General features: G+C 57.3%; 19 protein-coding genes. 10 read left to right on the top strand and 9 right to left on the bottom strand.

The annotated features are described in order from the left end of the window. The first annotated feature begins 20 nt into the window (after positions 1-20). Positions 21-1,700 carry a GMC family oxidoreductase gene (locus R5R33_RS16265; protein WP_318953754.1) on the top strand — a complete coding sequence of 560 codons (1,680 nt, stop codon included), beginning with the start codon at positions 21-23 and terminating at the stop codon, positions 1,698-1,700. Here R5R33_RS16265 and R5R33_RS16260 read toward each other — a convergent pair. Beyond that, positions 1,675-3,030: a slipin family protein gene (locus R5R33_RS16260; protein WP_318953753.1), complete on the bottom strand. Its 1,356-nt coding sequence runs from the start codon at positions 3,028-3,030 to the stop codon at positions 1,675-1,677. The two genes, R5R33_RS16265 and R5R33_RS16260, sit on opposite strands and share 26 nt — an antisense overlap. Before the next feature lie 1,180 nt (positions 3,031-4,210). Continuing rightward, positions 4,211-5,137: a dienelactone hydrolase family protein gene (locus tag R5R33_RS16255; RefSeq protein ID WP_318953752.1), complete on the bottom strand. Its 927-nt coding sequence runs from the start codon at positions 5,135-5,137 to the stop codon at positions 4,211-4,213. A 174-nt stretch (positions 5,138-5,311) separates the two neighbouring features. Between R5R33_RS16255 and R5R33_RS16250 the strand changes: the two genes are divergently transcribed. Beyond that, positions 5,312-6,418 carry an SGNH/GDSL hydrolase family protein gene (locus R5R33_RS16250; protein ID WP_318953751.1) on the top strand — a complete coding sequence of 369 codons (1,107 nt, stop codon included), beginning with the start codon at positions 5,312-5,314 and terminating at the stop codon, positions 6,416-6,418. 16 nt (positions 6,419-6,434) lie between these two features. Here R5R33_RS16250 and R5R33_RS16245 read toward each other — a convergent pair whose 3' ends face one another. The 3 genes from R5R33_RS16245 to R5R33_RS16235 are packed head-to-tail and all read right to left on the bottom strand — an operon-like array spanning position 6,435 to position 9,203. Beyond that, positions 6,435-7,985 carry an NADPH cytochrome P450 oxidoreductase family protein gene (locus R5R33_RS16245; RefSeq protein WP_318953750.1) on the bottom strand — a complete coding sequence of 517 codons (1,551 nt, stop codon included), beginning with the start codon at positions 7,983-7,985 and terminating at the stop codon, positions 6,435-6,437. 60 nt (positions 7,986-8,045) lie between these two features. Further along, positions 8,046-8,579, bottom strand: coding sequence for a DUF2271 domain-containing protein (locus R5R33_RS16240; RefSeq protein WP_318953749.1), 534 nt, complete (start codon positions 8,577-8,579; stop codon positions 8,046-8,048). A 24-nt stretch (positions 8,580-8,603) separates the two neighbouring features. Next, entirely contained in the window at positions 8,604-9,203 is a 600-nt protein-coding gene (locus R5R33_RS16235; protein WP_318953748.1) for a PepSY-associated TM helix domain-containing protein, read from the bottom strand. Between the two features lie 197 nt (positions 9,204-9,400). On the opposite strand from R5R33_RS16235, the gene R5R33_RS16230 reads away from it, so the two are divergent. Further along, positions 9,401-10,741, top strand: coding sequence for a Na+/H+ antiporter NhaC family protein (locus tag R5R33_RS16230; RefSeq protein ID WP_318953747.1), 1,341 nt, complete (start codon positions 9,401-9,403; stop codon positions 10,739-10,741). A gap of 82 nt (positions 10,742-10,823) precedes the next feature. Here R5R33_RS16230 and R5R33_RS16225 read toward each other — a convergent pair whose 3' ends face one another. From R5R33_RS16225 to R5R33_RS16215, 3 genes are all read right to left on the bottom strand, one after another. Beyond that, positions 10,824-11,915 (bottom strand): NADH:flavin oxidoreductase/NADH oxidase, encoded by a 1,092-nt coding sequence (locus R5R33_RS16225; protein ID WP_318953746.1) that lies wholly within the window; start codon positions 11,913-11,915, stop codon positions 10,824-10,826. Positions 11,916-11,982: 67 nt separating this feature from the next. Continuing rightward, the gene (locus tag R5R33_RS16220) at positions 11,983-13,197 is read right to left on the bottom strand and encodes an MFS transporter (protein ID WP_318953745.1); all 1,215 of its coding nucleotides are present in this window, start codon (positions 13,195-13,197) and stop codon (positions 11,983-11,985) included. A 223-nt stretch (positions 13,198-13,420) separates the two neighbouring features. Beyond that, positions 13,421-13,666, bottom strand: a complete 246-nt coding sequence (locus tag R5R33_RS16215; RefSeq protein WP_318953744.1) for a DUF6482 family protein — start codon at positions 13,664-13,666, stop codon at positions 13,421-13,423. A 226-nt stretch (positions 13,667-13,892) separates the two neighbouring features. Here R5R33_RS16215 and ppnN point away from each other — a divergent pair, with 226 nt between their 5' ends. Beyond that, positions 13,893-15,266 carry a nucleotide 5'-monophosphate nucleosidase PpnN gene (gene ppnN, locus R5R33_RS16210; RefSeq protein ID WP_318953743.1) on the top strand — a complete coding sequence of 458 codons (1,374 nt, stop codon included), beginning with the start codon at positions 13,893-13,895 and terminating at the stop codon, positions 15,264-15,266. A gap of 306 nt (positions 15,267-15,572) precedes the next feature. On the opposite strand, the gene R5R33_RS16205 is transcribed toward ppnN, so the two are convergent. Continuing rightward, entirely contained in the window at positions 15,573-16,424 is an 852-nt protein-coding gene (locus tag R5R33_RS16205; protein WP_318953742.1) for a MurR/RpiR family transcriptional regulator, read from the bottom strand. Positions 16,425-16,634: 210 nt separating this feature from the next. Between R5R33_RS16205 and R5R33_RS16200 the strand changes: the two genes are divergently transcribed. The 6 genes from R5R33_RS16200 to R5R33_RS16175 all read left to right on the top strand — a co-directional run bounded on the left by R5R33_RS16200 (position 16,635) and on the right by R5R33_RS16175 (position 23,000). Then, positions 16,635-18,224, top strand: coding sequence for a sodium:solute symporter (locus tag R5R33_RS16200; RefSeq protein WP_318953741.1), 1,590 nt, complete (start codon positions 16,635-16,637; stop codon positions 18,222-18,224). Continuing rightward, a complete protein-coding gene (locus R5R33_RS16195; protein ID WP_318953740.1) occupies positions 18,221-19,108 on the top strand; it encodes a BadF/BadG/BcrA/BcrD ATPase family protein in 888 nt (295 codons plus the stop codon). The genes R5R33_RS16200 and R5R33_RS16195 overlap by 4 nt, the downstream gene beginning before the upstream one ends. Positions 19,109-19,161: 53 nt before the next feature. Then, a complete protein-coding gene (murQ, locus tag R5R33_RS16190; RefSeq protein WP_318953739.1) occupies positions 19,162-20,145 on the top strand; it encodes an N-acetylmuramic acid 6-phosphate etherase in 984 nt (327 codons plus the stop codon). 58 nt (positions 20,146-20,203) lie between these two features. Beyond that, positions 20,204-20,884 carry an ABC transporter ATP-binding protein gene (locus tag R5R33_RS16185; protein ID WP_318953738.1) on the top strand — a complete coding sequence of 227 codons (681 nt, stop codon included), beginning with the start codon at positions 20,204-20,206 and terminating at the stop codon, positions 20,882-20,884. 65 nt (positions 20,885-20,949) lie between these two features. Then, positions 20,950-21,909 carry an HlyD family secretion protein gene (locus tag R5R33_RS16180; RefSeq protein ID WP_318953737.1) on the top strand — a complete coding sequence of 320 codons (960 nt, stop codon included), beginning with the start codon at positions 20,950-20,952 and terminating at the stop codon, positions 21,907-21,909. After that, a complete protein-coding gene (locus R5R33_RS16175) occupies positions 21,906-23,000 on the top strand; it encodes an HlyD family secretion protein (protein ID WP_318953736.1) in 1,095 nt (364 codons plus the stop codon). Before R5R33_RS16180 ends, R5R33_RS16175 begins: the two co-directional genes overlap by 4 nt. The last annotated feature ends 30 nt before the right edge of the window (positions 23,001-23,030 follow it).

Here is a 23,030-nt window from a genome sequence, read left to right as displayed (position 1 = left end):
AAAACGGGAAGAAAGTGGTGATGACTGAAACAATCAGCAAGAAAGAACTGATACAGAATTCTTTCGACTATGTCATTGTCGGCGGCGGTTCCGCCGGCTGCGTACTGGCCAATCGCCTCAGCGCCGACGGCCGCTTCACTGTGTGCCTGCTGGAAGCGGGGCCACCGGACGACAGCCTGCTGATCCGAATGCCAATTGGTATCGGCTTCCTCGTGGCCGGTGACAAGTACAACCTGCCCCACCACACCACGCCACAAAAACATCTCAATAACCGCAGCCTCTATTGGCCCCGGGGCAAAACCCTCGGCGGCTGCAGCTCCATCAATGCCATGGTGTATATCCGCGGTAATCCCGGCGACTACGACGACTGGGAAAAGGCCGGCAACCCGGGCTGGAGCTGGAATAATCTGCTGCCCTATTTCCTGAAATCCGAGGGCAACCAGCGCGGACGCAGCCCGCTGCACAATGACACGGGCCCGCTGTCGGTCGCCGATTTGCGCTACAAAACCCGTGCCGGCGCTGCCTTCGTGGACGCAGCCATCAGTGCCGGACACCAGTCCAACAAGGACTTCAACGGGCCCAGCCAGTTCGGCTTCGGTTTTTATCAGGTTACCCAGCGCGATGGCCGCCGCTGTTCCGCCGCCACTGCCTACCTGCGCCCGGCAGAGGTGCGCGATAACCTCACCGTACTGACCAATGCACGGGTAGCCAGGGTGTTATTACGCAGCACATCGGCAACCGGGGTGCAGTTACTGGATGGAAGAGAAGTGTACGCCCACCGCGAGGTCATCCTGTGCGGCGGTGCACTGCAATCGCCGCAGCTGTTGCAACTCTCCGGAATCGGCAACCAGCAACAGCTGCAATCACTGAATATCGAATCGAAAGTCCATCTGCCTGGTGTTGGAGAAAATCTGCAAGACCATCTCGACGTGACCCAGGTAGTCAAGGTGAACCGCCCGATCACTTTTTCCAACTCCCTGTGGCCGACGCTTAAGGCCGCCGCCAGCCTGCCGGATTTTCTGTGGCGTAACCGCGGCCAGCTCACCAGCAACGGCGCCGAGGCCGGCGGCTTCTCCCGTTCGACCTTCGCACGGGGCTATGCCGACCTGCAGTTCCACCTCACCTCCGCACCGCTGTTCGACCACGGCCGCGAGCGCCCGGGTGGATACGGCTACTCTCTCCATGTGTGCGGCCTGCGCCCACTGAGCCGCGGCAGCGTGCGCCTGCGTTCCGCCGATCCCACCGATCTGCCACTGGTCGACGCCAATTATCTCGACGAGCAGGAAGATCTCGAGGTATTGATCGAAGGCGTTGAACAGGCGCGGGAAATTATCGAACAACCATCACTGCAGCAGTATCACAAGGACTGGTGGCTACCCGCATCCAGGCTCAAAAACCGCAAAGATATCGAAGCGTTTATTCGCCAGCATGCAGAGAGCGTGTACCACCCGGTAGGCAGTTGTCGCATGGGTAGTGATGAACTGGCGGTGGTTGATGGCGCACTGCGGGTGCACGGCGTGGAGGGATTGCGCGTGGTGGATGCATCGGTGATGCCGAATATTGTCAGTGGTAACACCAATGCGCCGGTAATTGCCATAGCAGAAAAGGCGGCAGATCTGATATTGGGAAGATCTACCCACGACAAGCACGACCTGTCGCAGGTAGATGCTGATGTCATCCCGGTGGCGCGCGCAACCTGACCAGCTCGCCCACCAGCCCTTCAAGACCGCCGTATACGGAAATACGGTCGATCTTTGTGGTGACGCGCTCCAGTGCCTCCAGCTCCTTGAGACGCATCAGGGTAGCACTACTATCCATCATTTTTGCAGTATTGTTGAGTGCACGCATTGCCTGAGTTTCTTCACGACGTCGGATCAAGTTCGCCTCGGCTTCCTTCTGGGCTTCCACAACCCGGTTAAGAATCGCTTTCATATCTCCCGGTAGAACAATATCTTTAACGCCGATGTCAACGACTTCAATCCCCAGTGGATCGAGATCACCACCCAGAAGCTTGCGCACATCACCATTCAATGCGCTTTTGTTTTCCAACAACGCATCCAGGGTACGAGTTCCCACCGCTTCCCGCAAAGCCAACTGCAAAGCTCGGTAAACATGGCTGGTGTAATCTGTAGTTACCTCGATCACACGCGCCGCATTGCTTACCCGGAAAGTGGCGGAAAGGTTTACACGCAGTGAAACTCTGTCCCGCGTCAAAATTTCCTGCCCACTGACGTCAATCATTTGTAAGCGCATATCCACCAGAGTTAAGCTCACCTTACGTCCGGACTTCCAGAACGCATAAAAGCCAGGACCAAGCCAACGCTCCTCCCGTCCATTGACCTCCAGAAGCCCTTGATGCCTCTCGGGGACTTCCGCTAGGAATACCAGATTTTTAACCCGGGACTCCAATTTGGCTGACAAATCAAACCGCAATGTCTGCGCAAGCGCGTCAGTTAATTCCAATGTAGTGTGTAAATCGATCTTTTCAGCACGCAAATTGGCCTCGGGCCCCTTCCACAACACAACCTCGCTTGCCGGCGGAAGGATTTCAATCAAGCGCGCCTCCTTGTAGATCAGCGACACTTCATGATCACCAAGATTCAACAACTCAAACCACTGCGCAAGTTCCGGCCTTTTCTGCAAAAGATATGAAAACTGGGTTTCCGTCCATAGAGGTCGCTCGCGCACATCAAACTTACTCAGCCGCAAATCTCCCAGCCCAAGCCACAGAGTCTTTTCCTCCAGCGGTAACAGGCAGTCGTACAACTGGTCATCACGGTAAATCAATCCGACCTCATATTCGCGGGTTTCCGCCTGCCACATATACCGTGACAGCTCCGAGTGGCGACGCACGAGAAACTTCAAATTCGCACGTGGAATCTCCAGCACATCCAGATTAAAAATTTCGACACTTAGCCGAGATAGATACGGCAAGTAGTGCGTTCCCGACTTGAGCAGGCATTTGTAACGGTCACCCTGGAACACCAGAGCACGATGATTTTCAGGAACCACCACAACTTTTAAGAACATTTCCTTATCTCCCTGTCTTATACCTATCCAAAGGTTATCCCTACCAATAGAGTGAGACCCCGCCCACACCATCATGGACATGCGGTTTGTACCAACCAGGCTGTGGTGGGCCTGGGAGCCCGGGTTACCCCACGCCTCCTGCGCGGTACATGCATCCAGCATTAGTCACCCAAGCACCGTCCCACCCCGCACGGTTAGCAGACCCACCACAAGCAGCATATGCTGTGTTGCCCCCTCCCTCTTCGCCAAAACAACCAGCGGAGAGTGGTGAGAACAGCGGGACCTCGATTTACTCATGCGATGCATGGGGGGATTCGAACCCCGGTCAAAGCGACCTTCCACGGAAATCGGTAAATAGGCCGATTGTTAGCTATCACGGGATTTGAACCCGCGACCCACGAGGTTAAAGCTCGTTGCTCTACCCATTGAGCTAGATAGCACGTCCATCACCTTTCTCCCCGGCGACATACGAAAATCAAGAGGATCCCGCACCCGGCTGGCGCTCAGAACCAGACCGTCTGCCCGCAAGAAACAGTGACAAACTCTTTTTCGGATACAGGAATACTGCTGCGCGCACGCAACCATCGATTCCGGCACCACAAATAAAAACCCCCGCACGGCATGCCGTACGGGGGTTCATCCTCGCAGCCGGCACCCAGCGCGCCGACTACTAGCCAGCACTACATTTAGGGATCTATCCGATTTTTTCCGCACTCATAAGTACGACCAAAACTCGAAAATTTTCTATTTGGCAAACCTTCCACCTCAATTTTGGAAAATTTAAACACGCAAAAGCAAAAAGCAAAAAGCCCGGAAATCACTTTCCGGGCTTTTACAAAAACCTCACAACCGGAAAGGTATCACCACCTTCCCGCGAGAAGGCGAATCAAGCAGTATTTTTCATGCCCAATGGGGTAGAAACAGGGAAAAGCAATGAACATTCCCTGCGCACCCAAATGGATCCATGTATTCGCTGTTGTTTATCCAAGATTTTCATGCTTTTTCGCTTGAATCATTTGTAAATTTCACAACGCAACTCACTCGAAGAAAAAGCCACGTTGAATTTTTCCAGAATGGTACGCCGATGAAAAAGCGTGTCAATCCAATTTCGACATCTTCGCTCAACTCGCGTAGGAATAAATGACAACACTTGAAAGCACGGCTTTGAATCAGGGAAAAATCAATTCAAGTACTTGGCAAACAGCGTAAGCATTTCCTGCCAGGCGCGTTCTGCCTGCACCTGGTTGTACGCCATGGAGTCTGGTGGGCACCAGCCGTGCATCGCGCCTTCGTATACTTCCACGGTGGCATCCAGCCCGGCGGCATCAAACGCCTTGCGCAACTCCACCTTGGCCTCCGGCTGGCGCTCATCGTCATTTTCGGCGATAGCCACGAGGAAGCCGGCCTTGATCTCAGGAATCAGCCGATGCGGACTGTCCGCGGCTTCGGTGACCAGGCCACCGCCGTGAAATGAGGCACCGGCACCAAACCGTTCGGGCATTGCCGCAGCCAGGCGGAAGGTGTAGGAGCCGGTCATGCAATAACCGGCGGTGCCCGCTTTTTTCGCCGGGTCTACCGCCGCCTGCTTATCCAGGAATGCGATAAACGCTTTGCCGTCAGTCACGCACGTCTGTGGTGACAGAGTGCCGGCGAGCTCCCGCCCCTTGGGAAAAATCTTTTCCCGCAATTCCGGTCCGATAATTTTTGCATCATCCGGTACCAGCTGACCGTGCATATTGCGATAGTAGGGATTCACCACCAGCACAGCGTAGCCGGACTGCGCCAGGCGCTTTCCCATCTGGCGAAACGCCGGGCGTATACCGAAGATATCTGGCCACATGATCACCGCGGGGTGGCGCCCTTCGGCGGGGTGCACAAAATAGCAGTCGGCCTCGCCGTCAGGGGTCGCCACCATGACATTGCTCTCCACCAGACTCACGCCATTCTCCGCGGCAGCCACCGCGGACCAGGGCAACGCCGTGGCAAGCGCGGAGCCAATACCGGCACCGATGCCGAGACGACCAAAAGTTCGGCGACTTACCCCCTTGCCGGCCCCTTTCTGCAGAAAGTAAGCCTCGGCGTCTTTACTGTTCAGTTCGTCACACATTACTCTCTCCCTCGAAGTTCCCGGATATTAAATTGCCTGGTTTTGTACAGGTTTATGTCGCAGCCAATGATAATAGTCCCTAAATGACGGCAGCGGCCAGTGAACCACGGCTCCCACTCACAATAAAACCAAGCACAATAAAACCAATCACATGAAAAGAGTTGCTGAAACCCAATGAAAAATTGGTCTTTGTTCGCTGCAGCGCTGGCACTGGCCGGGCTTTCGGCAGCACCGGCATATGCCGATGGTGCCAGTGTAGCGGTTCCCGCCAATGCGGCAGAACTGCAATATACGGGCCGTATCGACTTCAGTGACAGACGCGCGCCCGTTCTGAGCTGGCCGGGTAGCAGCGTGCGGGCAAATTTTACCGGCACCGCGCTTCACATAACCCTCGACGATAACACCGGCTCGAATTTCTACAACGTGATTGTCGACGGCAATGCCGCGCATCCGTTCGTGCTGCAGACCAACAAGGGCGAACACAGTTACGAAATTTCCCGCGTGCTACCGCCGGGAGAACACACGGTGGAAATCTACAAGCGCACCGAGGGCGAGTACGGTGCAACCAGATTCAAGGGGCTACAGTTGTCCAGTTCCGGCAAGCTACTGCCAGCAACCGCAAGACCCACGCGGCACATGGAAATATTTGGCGACTCCATCAGCTGCGGCATGGGCAATGAGGGCGCGAACAACGGCCGCGACGACCTGCCCGCGGAACAGAACCATTACTGGACCTACGGTGCGGTGGCGGCGCGCGCACTGGATGCCGAACTGCACACCATCTGCCGAAGTGGAATCGGCATCATGGTGAGCTGGTTCCCCTATACCATGTCAGCGTATTACGACCAGTTGAACGGCGTTGGCGACAATGACAGCCGCTGGGATTTCCAGCACTGGACGCCGGATGTGGTGGTAATCAACCTGTTCCAGAACGACAGCTGGCTGGTGGACAGTAAAAAGCGCCTGCAGCCAGTACCCGACGATCAGCAGCGGATCGACGCATACGTCGATTTTGTTCGCGATATCCGCATTCGCTACCCCGACGCCAATATTATTTGCGCCCTCGGCAGCATGGATGCCACTGCCAACAACAAATGGCCGGATTACATTCGCAAAGCCGTAGCGCAGATACAGAAAGAAACCGGGGATACAAAACTGCACACGCTGTTTTTCGACTATACCGGTTACGCCCAACATCCGCGGGTGGCCCAGCACATCGTCAATGGAGAAAAACTGGCGGCGTTTGCGCGCGAAAAGATGGGTTGGCAGGACGGGCACTAATTGCCCGGTCCCAACGTCAATACAGATCCCGTCGGTAGCGCCCGGACTCAAGCAGTGTTTCCACCTCCTGCTCACCCAGCAGCTGCTTGAGTACCCGGTGCACACCTTCGCCCATGCCAGTGCGATTACCGCATACATAGATATCTGCATCACGGGAAACAAAAGTGCGTAACTCTTGCTCTCGTGCCGCCAGAAATTCCTGCACGTAACGAAATTCTGACCGTTCACCACGAGAGAAAATCCGGTCACATCGCGCCAGGGTTCCCTGCCGCAACCAGTTGTCCATTTCCCTGGCAAGCAGCCGGTCAGTGTCCGGGCAGCGCTCACCAAAAACCAGCCACACGGGCCCGGAGTTCGCCTGCGCCGCCCGCTCCGCCAGCTGCGCGCGCAGCCCGGCGAGGCCACTACCGGCGCCGATCAACAGAAGCGGACGACGGTGATCCGGGGTATGGCAGTTGCCATTTTCCCGTAGATAGCCGGAAAACAGTTCCCCCAGCTCGCAGTATTCGGTCAACCAGCCAGAGCCCAATCCGAGCCGCCCCTCGTCACTAAACTGCTGGCGCACGATCAACTTGAGCGCTTTTTCCTCATTGCCTGAGGCCACGGAATACTCCCGCACGGGCAGCAGCGGAAATTCACTGAGATCCCCACCCATTAACTTCTCCCGATCAAACCCCGCATCGGGAAGTGCGCGATCGCGCAGCCACGCTTGTAATGTCTGGCCGCGACCACCGGTGACCATCCAGCGGGTAGCTTGCAAGTCGTGTGATGCGAGCCAGCGCACTACCGCCGCGCGCTGCTGCCGCGGCTGCACCACAAACACATCGCCAGCACGCCACTTGGGCAGATCGCTGACCGCACGCAAGGTCAGCTCAAACAGCGGCGCGCCCGGACTACCGGGGTTGAGTAGTGTGCGCTGCGCCAGCCGCCACCAGGTGGTGGTGGCATTACTGCGAGTTTTTACCGCGGGCTGTGACCCACAGAACCAGGCGGGCATGGCGCTGGCAATACCGCTGCCGATACCACTGACTTCTTCGCGGGCACTGTCAACTTTGTACAATGGCTCCAGCGCCTTCGCGCCCAGTTGCGCCATACCATCAAACAGCCTCTGGCCAAAGGCACAGAAGCGTTCGTAGGTGCTGTCACCCAGCGCGACAACGGAATAGGAAAGGTGAGATAGATCCAGCGCGGCGGCATCGCCGCAGGCACCAGTCAGATAATTTCTGGCAAAGCGCTGGCCATTGTCCGGCGGCTCCCCTTCGCCATAGGTACTGACGACGAACAGCGCCTTGTGCGCGGCCTGTAAGGTCTGCGAAGTCACAAGGCTGAGTGGCAGAAGCGTGACCGGCTGCGACGGGCGCAAGTGCTCCGCGCTCTGGCGGGCCAGCGCGGCGGCGGTGCCGCTCTGGCTCGCGTACGCGATAAGCACACTGCCCTGCGGCTGCGCTTGCTGCTGGCGCCGCACCGCGATTAATTCGCGGCGATGTCGCGCAATCAGCAAGGTTACCCATAGAAGCCAGGCCAGCGCGCAGACCACGGCAACGGCAATACGTTGACCTTCTGTCACTTTCTGTTTTCCTAGCTGGCTCCGGGGTTAAGGGGAATCTGCCGTTAGATCATTCGATTATTAGGGCAGTACCGCGACAGTGATACGACCCAGTTCTTTTTTCCCCTCGATGGACAAGGGCTGGCTGGATTTTTCCAGCGGCCAGGTCAGCGGTATTTCCACCAGTTCGCGGCCGCCCACTTCGCGCGCCGCTTCCACCCGCAGACGGTAATTGCCGGGTGCCAGCTTGCCGAGGTCGCTCTCGGCAATTGCCACATGCAGTGCGTATTCACCTGGACCGTACGTGGCGGAAGTGATGCCGTCTACCGGCATTTCCAGTTCGCGCCCGCCCCGTCGCCACCACTGGCGCAAGTCCTTGAGCCACTTTGCGCCCTTGTTGTTGGGCATATACACGTCGTACCACACTGCAATCTGGGTGGCATTGTGGTCTTCGTCTTCCAGCCATACCGCCACATAGGGGTTGTGGTACTCCGCCACTTTAAATCGCGGAATTTCGATACTGACCTGCAGGGTTTCTGCCTGTGCAGTGCCGGCAATTCCGGATGCTGAAATCACGGCCGCTGCAGCCAGTTGTTTAAACAACTTCTTATCCATGTCTTTTCCCGAAGGTCGATAGGGTCAGTGAATGAAAACCAGTGCAATCACCAGGGGGATCAGCACCCCCAGTGCGGTTACCGGCCAGGTGGATATCCGGCGCGATGACTGCGTCCACAGCAGCCAGAAACCGGTCAGGCAGAAAACCACACAGGCCACCGCAAAAATGTCCAGGAACCAGCGCCACACACCGCCGGTGTCGCGCCCCTTGTGCAGGTCGTTGAAATAGGCAATCCAGCCGCGATCGGTACTTTCAAAGGTGAGATCGCCACTGTCCCGGTCGAGAGACAGCCAGGCATCCCCACCGGGACGCGGCATGGCGAGATAGTACTCGCTACCGTCCCACTCGCCGCGGTGGTCGCGCGGGACATAGATTCGATATTCGCTCGCCAGCCACTGCAGCAAACTCGCTGGCAACTGCATCGTATCGGACTCGCTGTCACTCCAGGTATCCAACAGTTCCGCGGGCACACTGAGCTCGTGAGTGATCACTTGCGGCCGTGCGGGGATCTCCGCTGCGTGGTTAAGGGTGATACCGGTGATGGCAAACAGCAGCATTCCCACCAGGCAAACCGCGGAGCTGATCCAGTGCCATTGGCGCGCCGATCCGAGAGAAATTGCCACTACTGCCCGATCCCTGTGTGTTTGCTGATTATTTAAGGGTCTAGATGATAATGGATCTCATTATCCACTTAAAGCGGGGAGTTGGGTGGAAAGCGTAAAAATCTGTAAAGCGGTTGCTGGAAGTGGTCGCCCTATACTGTTTAGAATCCGCGCCTTTTTTAGTCAGTAGTCCACAAACCCAATTTCCAGCGGTACCCATGAATCAATCTTCCCCCCCTGCGTCTGCGCGCGCCCTGCTCCCTCTGTTGCTATTTCTCGCGCTGTTTGTCGGTGCCGGGCTCTGGTACCAGTCGCAGGGAGTGGATATGGCCTTCTACAAGGTCTCCGCGACGGTGGCGATCCTGCCGGCCATTGCGCTGGCGGTGCTGCTCGCCCGCAGCCCGCTCAACCGCGCCATCGAGACCTTCGTGGGCGGTGCCGGTGACAACACCATTGTCACTATGGTGCTGATCTATCTGTTTGCCGGTGCATTCGCCAGCGTCGCCAAAGCCATCGGCGGCGTGGATGCCACGGTAAATTTCGGCCTGAGCGCGATTCCACCGACACTGGTTCTGCCTGGGCTCTTCCTGATCACAGCCTTTATCGCCACGGCCATGGGCACCTCCATGGGCACCATTGCTGCCATCGGCCCCATTGCCGTGGGGCTGGCAGATGCCACCGACCTCTCTCCACTGCTCACCATTGGCACCGTGGTGGGGGGCGCCATGTTCGGCGACAACCTGTCGATTATTTCCGACACCACCATCGCCGCGACCCGCACCCAGGGGGTCTCCATGCGCGACAAGTTCCGCATGAATCTGCTGATCGCCCTGCCCGCCGCGCTTATCACTCTGCTCTGGTTGTGGTTTTCCGGCACCACCGCGAATGTGCCTAGTCCCGGGGAATACGATCTGGTGCGCATAGCGCCCTATATCCTGGTGCTGGTGCTGGCGGTTTCCGGCGTGAATGTGTTGCTGGTACTGTTTGTGGGGATTTTGCTGGCTAGCGGGATCGGCTTAGTACTGGAGCCGGGTTATACGGTCGCGCGCCTGTCACAGCATATTTACGCGGGTTACACCGGTATGCAGGAAATCCTGATCCTGTCGCTGATGATCGGTGGCCTCGGCGCGATGATGCAGGCCGGCGGCGGCATCGCCTGGCTGGAACAGCAGATCGACCGCATCAGCCGGCGCGGCAATCGCGGGCAGCCTGGTCGTAAGACCGGTGAGCTGGGTATCAGTGCTGCAGTAGCCGCAACCAATGTGTGTACCGCCAACAATACCGTCGCCATCCTGCTCACCGGGCAGCTGGCAAAAGACATGGCCACACGTTACGGTGTCGACCCACGCAGAAGCGCGAGCCTGCTGGATATTTACTCCTGCACGGTGCAGGGCATGCTGCCATACGGCGCGCAGATATTGCTCGCATCGTCCCTGGCCAAGGTGTCTCCGCTGGCGCTCGCCGGCAGTATTTACTACTGCTGGTTGCTGGGCGCGTGTGCGCTGGTATCCATTGTCGCCTATGGCAAGTTTTCCCGAAGTAAATCAACTTCCGGTTAATCCATCGATGTGACGGTCATTTTTACAAATAAAAAAACGGCCACTCAATAGTGGCCGTCCGCATCACATCCGCAGGAAAAAATCAGCGGTAGCGCTCCAGCCAGTGGGCGTACGACGCGGGCAACACCCACGAAGGACGCTCGACATCCAGTGCCAGCGCCGCCTGGTAACTCCAGTGCGGATTGGCCAGATGCGCACGCCCCACCATCACCAGATCCAGCTGTTCATCGCGTACAGTTTTGTCGGCGACATGTGGCTCACCCACTCCCCATGCCGTCGCCACCGGCAATTCCGCCTCACGGCGTACGCGCTCGGCAATAGGCGCGAGGAAGGCTGGCCCCCAGGGAATCTGCGCGGCCGGGGTATTGAAACCGAGGCTCACGCTGACGAGGTCGGTTCCTCCCTCCCGAAACCCTTTCACCAGATCGATTGCTTCCGCCAGGGTTTCCTCGTCGCGGCCATCGTATTCAATCACACCAAAGCGGATGGTGAGTGGCAGCTTTTCCGGCCACACCTCGCGTACCGCTGCCAGGGTTTCCAGCAGGAAACGGCCGCGCCCTTTGGCATCGCCACCGTATTCATCGGTACGCCGATTGGCGTGTACGGAAAAGAAACTCTGGGCGAGATAGCCGTGGGCAAAGTGCAGTTCCAGCCACTCGAAACCCGCATCCCTGGCGCGTTTGGCGGCGGCGACAAAATCCGCCTTAACCCGCTCGATATCCTCCAGGGTCATTTCCCGCGGTACCCGCGGCAGGTGTTCACCATAGGCGATCGCGGAGGGGCCGATGGGCTGCCAGCCGCGCGGATCGTCCGCAGGAATATGGTCGTCGCCTTCCCAGGGGCGATTGGCGCTCGCCTTGCGACCGGCGTGGGCAATCTGGATTCCCGGCACTGCGCCACTGCGCTTGATCGAAGCGGCAATACGCTGCATGCCCTCTGCCTGCGCATCACTCCACAGACCGGTACAGGCGGGGGTAATCCGCCCTTCCGGTGCCACCGCGGTGGCCTCGACAATCACCAGGCCGGCACCGCCGCGAGCCAGTGCCGGATAGTGGACCTGGTGCCAGTCGTTGGTGAATCCGTCCTCGGCCTGGTACTGGCACATGGGCGGAATGGCGATGCGGTTGCGCAGTTCCACATCCTTCACGCGATAGGTGGAAAACAGATTGGGCATTCAGGTAACTCCGCTGTTACTGCTTTTTGATGAATTTGCTTGGGGATGAACTTAATTGGGTGAAAAATCATAGTGTCGAATCCCGCCCCAGCGGGAAAAAGTGGCTGCGCCACATCACTACGATGCACACGATCGTGCACACGACTCCACTCAGAATCGACGCTGCGGGGAGGCCGGTAACCTGGGCCAATGCCCCCAGAATTGAAGCGCCAAAGGCCGGCCCTGCCACCGTGGTCATACCCCAGATACTGACCACCCGGCCGCGAAACGCACTGTCGAGATCGGCCTGCAGTACCGCCTGCATGCCGATGCTGGCCAGGGTCGACATGGCGGCGATGCCAAATATGCTCAATACCGCCAGGACAAACAGGGTCGACAGCCCCAACAGCATCACAAACAGTCCCTGCAGTGCACAGCCGAAGGTGATCAGTATCACCAGCGAGCGCCGACTACTGGTACCGGAAAGCAGTACGCCGGCGACAACCCCACCCACGCCGGCCACTGCCATCAAGGTCGCCAGCCCGCTACTGCCGCGGTCATACACGCCGCCGGCAAAGGCCGGCAACAGCTCCAGTACGCCGCGACCAAAGGCCGCGATAGCGACGGACAGAATCAACAGCTCGAGAAATTTCGGCACACTTTTGATATAGCGCAGCCCTTCCAGCAACTGGAACAGCACGCTGCCCGCCGCGGTGTTGCGTACAGACGGACGGATATGCACCACCAGCAGCGCAAACAACGTCCCGAGAAAGGTAAAAGTGTTGATCAGAAAGGTGCCGCCCACGCCAAAGGCGCCGATGGAAAATCCCCCAATGGCAGGCCCCACCACACGCGTAACATTGAACACCACCGCATTCAGGCTGATGGCCTGGGTGAGCAGCGCGGGCGGTGCAATATCGTGGATCAGCGTCAGCCGGATTGGCTGGTAGGCGGCATTACCAATCCCCAATAGCACACAGCACGCAAGTAGCGCGTAGATGTTAAGAAGCCCGAGTGCGTGGATGACGAAGAGGCCGGTATTCAGCAATATCTGCAACAGCAGGCAGGCAATGGCATAGCGCCGGCGATCCATGCGATCGATCAGCACACCAAATATGGGGGCAATAAAAACCAGCGGAAGGTACTGGGCCAGAACGATGGCACCCACCCAGGATGCCGATTCCGTCAATTCCCACGACAGCCAGCCGATGGCGGTGCGCTGCATCCAGGTGCCAATCCACGACACCGTGTTGCCACCCAGATACAGTGCGTAATTTCGGTCTTTCAACACCTCGAAGGGCATAGGGGTTACATCACATGACCAGTGCAGGGAATCTTAAGTTTGAAGTGCACAAGCCTCGAAGAATAAGACAGTTCGGGAATTTCTCCTAGCGCCCGTCATTCGCTTCCAATCTTCCCAAACTCACAAGCACCATGTGCCAGGTAACTCACTATTTTTCTCAGTCCCACAGCAATACAGCCAAAGAACCCGTTACGAATGGTTTGGCGTGCGCGCACCTGACTCCCTACCAGTTCAACCTGATCCTGAGTGGCGCAGCTTCTTCCGACAAACCGCACATTTCTTCGTAGGGTGTCTGTTGCTCAAGCCAGATCTCATCAATGTTCTTTGCGCTGACATGGTCACGAATTTCTTCAAGGCTGTGGAACTTGAGCGGCCTGTTTTGCCGGTCGGTGAGAAGGTGCGAACCATTTTCATCCACCGTTTCAACCAGATAAAACTGTCCTTCCAGAGATATGATTTGCAGGTTCATGTTCCCTCCTGCGAGCCCTCAGGCACACGCCTTTGCAGTAACACAATTCCAGCATAAGGTGATGGGCATCCAACGGGAAATCGACCTCAATCTGCTCTTCCCGCGCCTGTCCCTAAGACGGAATTTCATGTGACTGGCGTTCGTCGAATTCCGGGCTCATACTTGAGCTGACATGAAATGACGATTCTTATAATGCAAATGCATACCACTTTAAGCAGGGGGTTGTATGTCCAATGACATCGTCGATGCGCAGGTATCACCCACCGGGCAGTTCGACATTCTCTCCAAATACGAAATCCACAAACTCAGCGACGAGAGCCGCGGCCCTCAATATCAGGTGTTTCGCAATTGTTCCCTGGCCGTGCTGAATAGCGGCGGCTATATGGATGACGGCAAAGAGCTGCTAGAAACATATGCCGATTTCGATATTTCCGTCATTCCCACCGAACGCAGTGTAAAGCTCAAGGTAAGCAACGCACCCGCCAGCGCCTTTGTCGATGGAAAAATGATCCGCGGAATTGCGGAGCATCTTTTTGCCGTGCTGCGCGACATCATTTACGTCAACAGCGAAATCACCGGCGACCCGCGCTACAACCTGGTATCCGCACAGGGTGTTACCGATGCGGTGTTTCATATCCTGCGCAATGCGGGCACCTTCGACCGCAACCGCACTCCCCGGCTCGTGGTCTGCTGGGGCGGCCACTCCATCTCCGCAGAAGAATACGATTACACCAAAAAAGTGGGCTACGAAATGGCGCTGCGCCATCTCGACATCTGTACCGGTTGCGGTCCCGGTGCCATGAAAGGACCCATGAAAGGAGCGACGATCGGCCATGCCAAACAGCGCGACCGTCACGGCCAGTACCTGGGGATTACCGAGCCGGGCATTATTGCCGCGGAAGCGCCGAACCCGATCGTAAACCAGCTGGTGATCATGCCGGACATTGAAAAGCGCCTGGAAGCATTTGTGCGCACCGGCCACGGTATCGTGGTGTTTCCCGGTGGCGCAGGTACCGCGGAAGAAATCCTTTACCTGTTGGGGATACTGCTGCACCAGGACAACAAAGATCAGCCTTTCCCGGTGATTTTCACCGGCCCCGCGAGTGCAGCAGAGTACTTCATTCGTATCGACCAGTTTATTGCCAGCACCCTCGGCGAGGCGGCCAGGTCAAAGTACAAGATCATCATCGACGATCCGCAAGAGGTCGCGCGACAAATGGCCGCGGGCATCGAGAAAGTGCGCGAACACCGCAAGGAAACCGGGGATGCCTATTACTTCAACTGGCAGCTGAAAGTCTCCACTGAATTCCAGCGTCCGTTCGCACCCACCCACGAGAATATGCGCAGCCTCGCATTGCACAAGAATCAGGAACCTTACTTGCTCGCGGCCAACCTGCGCCGTGCATTTTCCGGGATTGTGTCCGGCAATGTGAAAGATGAAGGCATCCGCAACGTAGAGAAAAATGGCCCCTACGAATTGTGTGGCGACCCCGCCATGATGCACAGCATGGACACCCTGCTGGAATCCTTTATCAAGCAGCACCGCATGAAGCTGCCGGGTAAGCAATACATTCCTTGCTACCGGATCAGCTCAGACTGAAAACCATTCAATCAGAACACAACTCCACAATCGCAACGTTTCAACGGGATGCAAAAAAAAAGGGCCCACGCGGGGCCCAAGCCAATTCAATCAAGGAAAAAACCAGAATTGGAAGACAAGGTGAACGGCCCCTGTCGGTGTCAAAGCGCTTGAAACCATTCAGGGCCAATGCCTGCAGCCCAATAAACTCGCCCTCTCATGGAAAAGTGTTATCAGAAACTTACCAGGCCAAAAGAATATATTATTCCAAATAAAATAAAGCAACCCCATTAACTATTCCTTCGCGACTTATATGGGGAAGCAGGATCAGTCCCGGCGGCGGAATACATCTACCGCGCTACGGCTGCGCTCAAACATATCCTTGGCTTTGCCGTCCCGCTGGGAAATCAGGATAAACAGCAGGTCTGTGATCATTAGTTGTGCGGTGCGCGCGAGAATCGATGAACTGCGCGCCTCTGATTCATTCGCCACACAAAACAGGCTTAATGTTGAGATTTCCGCCAACGGATTGCGCGAGTAGCGGGTCAGCGACAGCACCTCCGCGCCCTCTGCAGCACCGGTTTCCGCCACGCGGATCACTTCCTGGGTAAGACCGGATTCAGAGATGGCAAATATCAGGTCGCCCGTGCCCAAAGTGGCCGCGTTCGCCACCTGCACATGGGTATCGGATTCCACCAATACCGACTTGCCGAGCTTCATGAGTTTGAAGGCAAAGTCTTTTGCCACCAGCGACGAGGCGCCCACCCCCGCAAACAAAATTCTGCCCGCCCCCTGGATCGCATTGGCGGCTCTCAGCAAGGTATCTTCGGAGTTCACCAACAGGGTTTCATTCAGGGCGAGGGTTTTGCGGGAAATCAGCTTTTGAGCCACGGTTGTCACATCGTCGTCGGAGGCGATATCCCCGTGAATGATCTTCGGCAGCATGGCCGAACGGGCCACGGATTCGGTGAGCGAGAGCTTGAAATCGGAATAACCTTTATAGCCGAGCTTCTGGCTGAACTTGACCACACTGGACTGTGACACACCAATATTGTCCGCCAGTGATTTAGAAGAGTGGCTGCGGACCGCTTCGCCATTTTCCAGCAGGAAATCCGCAATACGGCGTTCGTGATTCGACATAGCATCGCGCATCGCACGAATTTTGGCCAACGATCCCATTGGTTATCCTTTCTCACCGGCAGCAGGAAAATACTCACCGGCCATTATCATCATTTTCCCCAGTCGCTGGCTGCAATTTTCGCCAGTGCTGTTGGAAAACCCTTTGCACGCTCAAAGAATAAATGATACCAATCGCAATGAAAAACTGGAATAATTTAGTAGCCGACCTGAAAACAACAAGGCTACCGAAGAATAAGAGAGTACTGCTCCATGGATTTGCAGTTTACCGGACTGGACTGGGGAATTTTTGCGCTTTACCTGACTTTCCTCGCAGGTTCCGGCTGGTATTTCAGCCAAAACCGCGCAAAAGACAGCCGCGATTACTTCCTTGCACAAAATACCATGCCCATGTGGATGGTCGCTATTTCCACCCTCGCCACCACCCAGTCGGCGGCAACCTTCCTGGGTGGTCCGGACCTGGGATACCGCGGCGACCTCACCTACCTGTTTACCAATCTCGGCGCCATCATCGCCGCGATCATCGTCGCCCGCCTGTTAATCCCGCACTTCTACGCCAGCCGTGTCAGCACCGTATATGAACTGCTGCAGTCGCGCTTCGGCGAGGCGGCGAAAACCCGCGCCGGTTCGGTCTACCTGCTGGGACGTGTGTTTGCCAGCGGTGCACGGTTGTATATGGCCGCCATCGCGGTATCGATGATCCTATTCAATGACATCGCCGCCGACCATGTGATTCTCGCAGTACTACTGCTCTCCGTGGCGGGACTGCTGCAAACCCTGGTAGGCGGTGTGCGCTCGGTAATCCAGAGTGACGTGCTGCAGTGCGCGGTCTATGTGAGCGCAGCGCTGGCGGTGGTAATGGTGCTACTGTGGCAGATACCCGCCGATCTGGGACAGATCCAGGCCGCCCTGAGCACACCCATTAATGGTGGCGGTTCGAAACTGGCCCTCGTGGATACCAGTTGGGATCTCGCCGACCCATTCAACCTGTGGGCCACCTTTACCGGGTTCGTACTGTTGAATATTGCCGCCTTTGGCCTGGACCAGGATGTCACCCAACGGCTGCTCACCTGCAGGACCCAGCGCGACGGCGCCCGTGCGGTACTCTATTCCGTGATCATGGTCGTACCGGTGATGGCTGTTTTCATGGGTATCGGGCTACTGCTGTACATCTTTTACCAGAACCCCCAGCTGATGGGGGGCCGGGAAGTGTCGGTGCCTAGCGGCGGCGATGTCACAGTGTTTATGCATTATGTCCTGCATGAAATGCCGTCCGGCCTTCGCGGACTGGTTACCATCGGCGTGATAGCCGCAGCGCTCTCCACCCTGAACTCCAGCCTCAACTCCATGGCCAGCGTATTGACGCAGGACCTGTACAGGAACTGGCTCACCCGCCGCGGTGCAAACAAAACCGAACAGCACTTTGTCAAAGCTGGGCGCTGGAGCATGGCCTTGGTGGCTTGCACCCTCGCGGCAATGGCGATCCTGTGCTTCTACTGGCAGCAGATCAGCGACCTGCCGCTGATTACCTTCGCACTCTCGGTCATGGTCTTTGCCTACTCCGGTCTGCTGGGTGTGTTCTTCACCGCCCTGTTCACCGGCCGCGGTAACAGCACCAGCGTCGGCTGGGCGTTGGCCATCGGCTTTCTCGTCACCCTGGCACAACAACCCTGGATGATCAGCCTGGTCACCGGGAGTGAAGACCCGCTCACCATCGCCTTCACCTGGCAACTATGCCTCGGCACCCTGGTGTCATTTGCTGTCTGCAACCTGGGTAAACCTTTGGCTTCGGTAATTTCCTCCACGACTGACAAGATGGACCTTAAAGAAGCGCAATCATGAGCACCTATTTTCTCGGGATCGACGGCGGCGCCACCAAGACCCTGGCGCGCCTGGAAAGTGCGGAAGGCGAAATCGCAACTTTGCGCGCGGATGCCAGCTCCCTGACACAGGATCTCGCCAGTGCACTGCACAATGTTGCCGGGATCAGCAGGGACATGTTGGCGAAACACCGGCTCGATCCACAGCAGGTCACCGTGGCCTGCGGTATAGCCGGTGCCGGCAATCCATTGTCTGCACAGCGATTACGCGAGCGACTACAGGAACTCAGGTTCGCCCATGTAACGGTGACCTCTGATGCACAGACTTCCCTGCTGGGTGCTGGTGCTGGGCATCCCATCGTCATGGTTGCCATAGGCACGGGTTCGGTAGCCATGCGCCTGGGTCACGACGGCGCAGCACGACAGTTCGGAGGCTGGGGGCTGGCGATCGGCGACGAGGGGAGCGGCGCGGCGATCGGCAAGAGCGCCGTGCGCGCACTGCTGTGGGAGCTGGATATCTATGGCTGTGCAACCACTCTACTGAGCCGTCGCGTCATCGCCCTGGTAGGCCGCGATCGCGCCACCATTTTGCCGTGGCTGCAAAAGGCCGGCTCCAAGGAATACGCGGCACTGGCACCCGCGGTTTTCGATGCTCTGCCTGAGTGTGAACTCGCAGCGGAAATCATCCAAAAAACCGCCGGCGAGGTAGATCGCCTGATCAGCAGCGCAAGCGCAGGCGAGTACACATTGCCGCTGGCACTACTCGGCGGACTCGCGGACAAGATCGGCCCCTACCTGCATGCAGATCACCAGCAAAGGCTGATCGTACCCAAGGGCACCGCACTCGATGGTGCATGCCTGTTGGCACGCAGGGTCGCAACTCACGTCGCGCTGGAAACTGCTTGAGCCGGCGCCCATTAAACATCAATCCCCGGCGATGACATCGGAGTCAGATAGCCATGAATCAGCAACTCATCAATGAACTGGCGCAGCTGACCAGCGAAGCGCGCAATCCGGACACCTGGGATATTGACCTGTTAACGTCCGAAGAGATTCTGCGCAAGATCAATCACGCCGATAGCGAAGTGCCAACTGCGGTGGAAAAAGAGATACCGCACATTTCCCGCGCCGTTGACGCCATTGTGAGAGCATTCGAGGCCGGTGCCCGCCTGATATATATGGGCGCAGGTACCAGTGGCCGGCTCGGCATCCTCGACGCGGTGGAGTGCCCTCCCACCTACGGCGTTGGCGAGGAAATGGTGGTGGCGCTGATCGCCGGTGGCGAGCAAGCCGTATACCGCGCCCAGGAAGGGGCCGAAGACAGCCTGGAACTCGGTGTGGAAGACCTGAAAAAAATTTCGCTTTCGGAAAAGGATGTGGTCGTCGGTATTGCCGCCAGTGGGCGCACGCCGTATGTCATCGGCGGTTTACGCTATGCACGGAAATTGGGTTGCACCACGGTTGCGCTGTCGTGCAACAAATTTGCCGCCATTGCGCAGGAAGCGGACATCGCGATACTGCCGGAAGTGGGCCCGGAAATCCTCACAGGGTCCACCCGCATGAAGGCAGGCACCGCGCAAAAGCTGGTACTGAACATGCTTACCACCGCCAGTATGATTCGCCTGGGAAAGAGTTTTTACAACCTGATGGTCGACGTAAAAGCCACCAACGCTAAACTTGTAAGCCGGACCCGAAGCATCGTGATGGAGGCCACCGGCGCGCCATTGGAGGAAGCCGACCGTGTTTTACAGATCTGCGAGCACAATGCAAAACTCGCCATCATGATGATCTTGAGTGGATTGCCCCGGGGCGCGGCGGATTCTGCGCTGCAAGACGCCAATGGTTTTCTTCGGATCGCGCTGCAATCCACACAGGCCTCTGCCAAACCACGTGAATTATCACGCGGCAAAGCCCGCCAGTTCCTTGAAGAAGCGGTCACCTGATCCCGCGCGGGAATAACAACAGTGTTCGGAAAACACATTCCGGCCAATAGGAAGGCCCTTGATTAGCGTACAAAACCTCACGAGATCTTACGGCGAGGGCGACGCCCGAGTGACGGCCCTTGCCGGTATATCCCTTGAAATCGGCCGCAACGAGTTCGTCGCCATAATGGGGACCTCTGGCTCCGGCAAGTCGACACTGATGAATATTCTCGGTTGTCTGGACCAACAGACTTCCGGCGAATACCTACTGGATGGCCGCTCCGTGGGCAGCCTGGACGACGACACCCTGTCGGCGCTACGCAATCGCCAAATCGGGTTCATTTTCCAAACATTTCACCTGCTGCCTCGCCTCAGCGCCCTGCGCAATGTGATGCTACCGCTGCGCTACAGCGAGATCGATGATTCAAGCGCTGAGCAGCGCGCCCGCGCACTGCTCGAACGCGTGGGACTGGGTCACAGGCTTCACCACACGCCCTATGAAATGTCCGGCGGCCAGCGCCAGCGCGTTGCTATCGCCCGCGCCCTGATCAACAACCCGAAAGTCATTTTCGCCGATGAACCAACCGGCAACCTGGACAGCAAAACGTCACAGGAAATACTCGCGCTGCTGAAGCAGCTACATCGCGAAGGTCAGACCATTGTGATGGTCACCCACGAATCTGAAATCGCTGAACACGCCGAACGCGTGATTCGCATGAGCGACGGCCTGGTTGTGGAGGACACCCGGTGCCCAGCCTGAAGTACAACTCGCAGATTTCATTAATGTCCAGGTTGCAACGCGCGTCACGCGCCGGGAGAGGGCGAGTGAAATCCCTGCTCTGGGCCAGCCTCTTGCTTATCGCCATGCCCGGCCGCGGGTTCGAATTTTCCACTCCGCTGTTGTTGTCGGGAGAGGTTCGCGCCCGTAACAGCCAACAATTCCTATCCCCAATGACCGATAATTGGCGGGTAGAACTACAATGGCTGATGCCCGAGGGCCAGGTAGCGGAAGCCGGTGAGATTGTCACCGTGTTTGATGGTGCCCAATTGCAGGGGCAACTCACTTCAGAGACCGTCGCCCTCACTACCGCAGAGGAAAAATTACAGCAGGAAAAAAGCAAGCATGCCGAAACCCTGCTGGCAAATGAATATGCACTTAAGCGCGAACAGCTGCTGCTAAAAAAGGCACGTATCGATGCGGCGATACCGGACAAATTCCTCAGCAAATTTGAGCATGAGTCATACCAGGTAGCCGTCACAGAGGCGATAACCAGCGTGCACAAGGCGAAAGAAGCACTGGTGCAGGCACGGTTGGCCCGGGAAGTCGCCCTGGAAAAGCAGCGAATCCTCATTGAACGCTCCAAGGACAAACTGGCGATGCTGGAGCAGCGCCTGAGCGACATGAGTCTCAAGGCAGAGCGACGGGGCCCGGTGATCTATGGCAAGCACCCCTGGACTGGCGAGCGGGTATTCGTCGGTATGACCGCGCAACCTTCGTGGGTAATCGCAGAAATACCCTCGCTGCAGCACTTGTATATTGAATCGTGGCTGCACGAAATCGATGTGGATCGAGTCGTCGATGCCATGCAAGGCACCTTGATATTTGACGCCTACCCAAACCAGCCACTAGGCGTCACCCTCACGGCTGTCGCCACTCAGCCGGAAAAAAGAAATGGCTGGGGACCCGGGCTGTTTTATCGCATGGAATTCACTCTTACTGGAGAAACTCCCTTTCAGCTTTTGCCCGGCATGGGTGCACGCATCGAAATGGAGATGAGAGAATGACCGCCCTCCCCCATCCCAAACGCATATCTGCGCGAAAAGGCAATCCTGGCCGTTGCCTGCTGCTTTGCGCAGCCAGTCTCACTACCCTCATCAGCGCCGCCAGCCTGACCGGTTGCAGTGAAGCGGAAATCGTCGACGCAGATAAATCAGGTCTCCAGATTCAAGATCTCGCAATCAATGGTGAGCTAGCTGCCGCCCGCTCGGTGAGGGTCGCACCGCCGTCGATTTCCCGCATGTGGAACTACAACATCAAGACGTTGATTCCCGAAAACAGCTATGTATCGGTGGGCGATCTGGTGGTGGCGTTTGATGACAAGCCAATAAAGGACGCCCTGCAGGACAAACAGGCGGAGCTGAAACAGGCCGAGAGCGAGCTGGAAAATAGCCAATTACAGGAGACTCGCACCGAGCGTGACGATGCGCTGGCGATTGAAGAAAAGCGCGCGGAGTACGAAAAAAACCGTCGCAAATCGGAAATCCTGGACCAGTCCATGTCGCGCAATGAGCGCCGCAAGGCGCAGATCGACTACCAGGTTGCGAGCAACGATCTTGAGCTAGCCCAGGCCATGGCCAAGCTGCACCGCAACACAGGTGCACTGACCATCTCCCTCGCAGAGCGGAAAGTACAGCGGCTCAAACAAGAAGTAAGCGTGTTGCAAGATGAAGTAGCAAAATTAAAGGTCACCGCGAGCATCGCGGGGCTGGTGCAGTACGTCCCCAACTGGGAAGGTGAGAAGCCCTCGGAGGGTGACTCGGTCCGCTTTGGCCAGCCGGTACTCGACATATCCGACCTCAGCCAGATGCAGTTTCGCGCACAGATCGATGAGGCCGACAAGACCCGCTTTGCGGTCGGCGCACCGGTGAGCCTTGTGCTCGATGGCATTGCCGGGAGCAGCCTGCAGGGAGAAGTGGCGGAGCTCGGCAACGTGGTGCGCGACCGCGCGCGGGATGACCGCCGCCGGGTAATCGATTTGCGTGTAACCCTCAGCTCGGCAGAAACCGAATTGCGCCCGGGCATGACCGCAGTGATCAACCTGCCGACCGCCGATAACGTGCCGCCCCAAGGGGAAATCGTCGAGGTTTCGCGATGATTCACAGCGCCGAAAACAAAGCCCTTTGTA

Origin of the sequence: Microbulbifer pacificus, from assembly GCF_033723955.1 — a bacterium.
Classification (GTDB): Bacteria; Pseudomonadota; Gammaproteobacteria; order Pseudomonadales; family Cellvibrionaceae; genus Microbulbifer; species Microbulbifer pacificus.
This window is presented reverse-complemented; position numbering and strand designations above follow the sequence as displayed.

Excerpts from the sequence above, each read along its gene's own strand:
- murQ (WP_318953739.1), top strand. The coding sequence starts at position 19,162 with ATGAATCAGCAACTCATCAATGAACTGGCGCAGCTGACCAGCGAAGCG.
- R5R33_RS16255 (WP_318953752.1), bottom strand. The coding sequence starts at position 5,137 with ATGTGTGACGAACTGAACAGTAAAGACGCCGAGGCTTACTTTCTGCAG.
- R5R33_RS16175 (WP_318953736.1), top strand. The coding sequence starts at position 21,906 with ATGACCGCCCTCCCCCATCCCAAACGCATATCTGCGCGAAAAGGCAAT.
- R5R33_RS16240 (WP_318953749.1), bottom strand. The coding sequence starts at position 8,579 with ATGGATAAGAAGTTGTTTAAACAACTGGCTGCAGCGGCCGTGATTTCA.
- R5R33_RS16195 (WP_318953740.1), top strand. The coding sequence starts at position 18,221 with ATGAGCACCTATTTTCTCGGGATCGACGGCGGCGCCACCAAGACCCTG.
- ppnN (WP_318953743.1), top strand. The coding sequence starts at position 13,893 with ATGTCCAATGACATCGTCGATGCGCAGGTATCACCCACCGGGCAGTTC.
- R5R33_RS16225 (WP_318953746.1), bottom strand. The coding sequence starts at position 11,915 with ATGCCCAATCTGTTTTCCACCTATCGCGTGAAGGATGTGGAACTGCGC.
- R5R33_RS16200 (WP_318953741.1), top strand. The coding sequence starts at position 16,635 with ATGGATTTGCAGTTTACCGGACTGGACTGGGGAATTTTTGCGCTTTAC.
- R5R33_RS16260 (WP_318953753.1), bottom strand. The coding sequence starts at position 3,030 with ATGTTCTTAAAAGTTGTGGTGGTTCCTGAAAATCATCGTGCTCTGGTG.
- R5R33_RS16220 (WP_318953745.1), bottom strand. The coding sequence starts at position 13,197 with ATGCCCTTCGAGGTGTTGAAAGACCGAAATTACGCACTGTATCTGGGT.
- R5R33_RS16205 (WP_318953742.1), bottom strand. The coding sequence starts at position 16,424 with ATGGGATCGTTGGCCAAAATTCGTGCGATGCGCGATGCTATGTCGAAT.
- R5R33_RS16215 (WP_318953744.1), bottom strand. The coding sequence starts at position 13,666 with ATGAACCTGCAAATCATATCTCTGGAAGGACAGTTTTATCTGGTTGAA.
- R5R33_RS16230 (WP_318953747.1), top strand. The coding sequence starts at position 9,401 with ATGAATCAATCTTCCCCCCCTGCGTCTGCGCGCGCCCTGCTCCCTCTG.
- R5R33_RS16250 (WP_318953751.1), top strand. The coding sequence starts at position 5,312 with ATGAAAAATTGGTCTTTGTTCGCTGCAGCGCTGGCACTGGCCGGGCTT.
- R5R33_RS16265 (WP_318953754.1), top strand. The coding sequence starts at position 21 with ATGACTGAAACAATCAGCAAGAAAGAACTGATACAGAATTCTTTCGAC.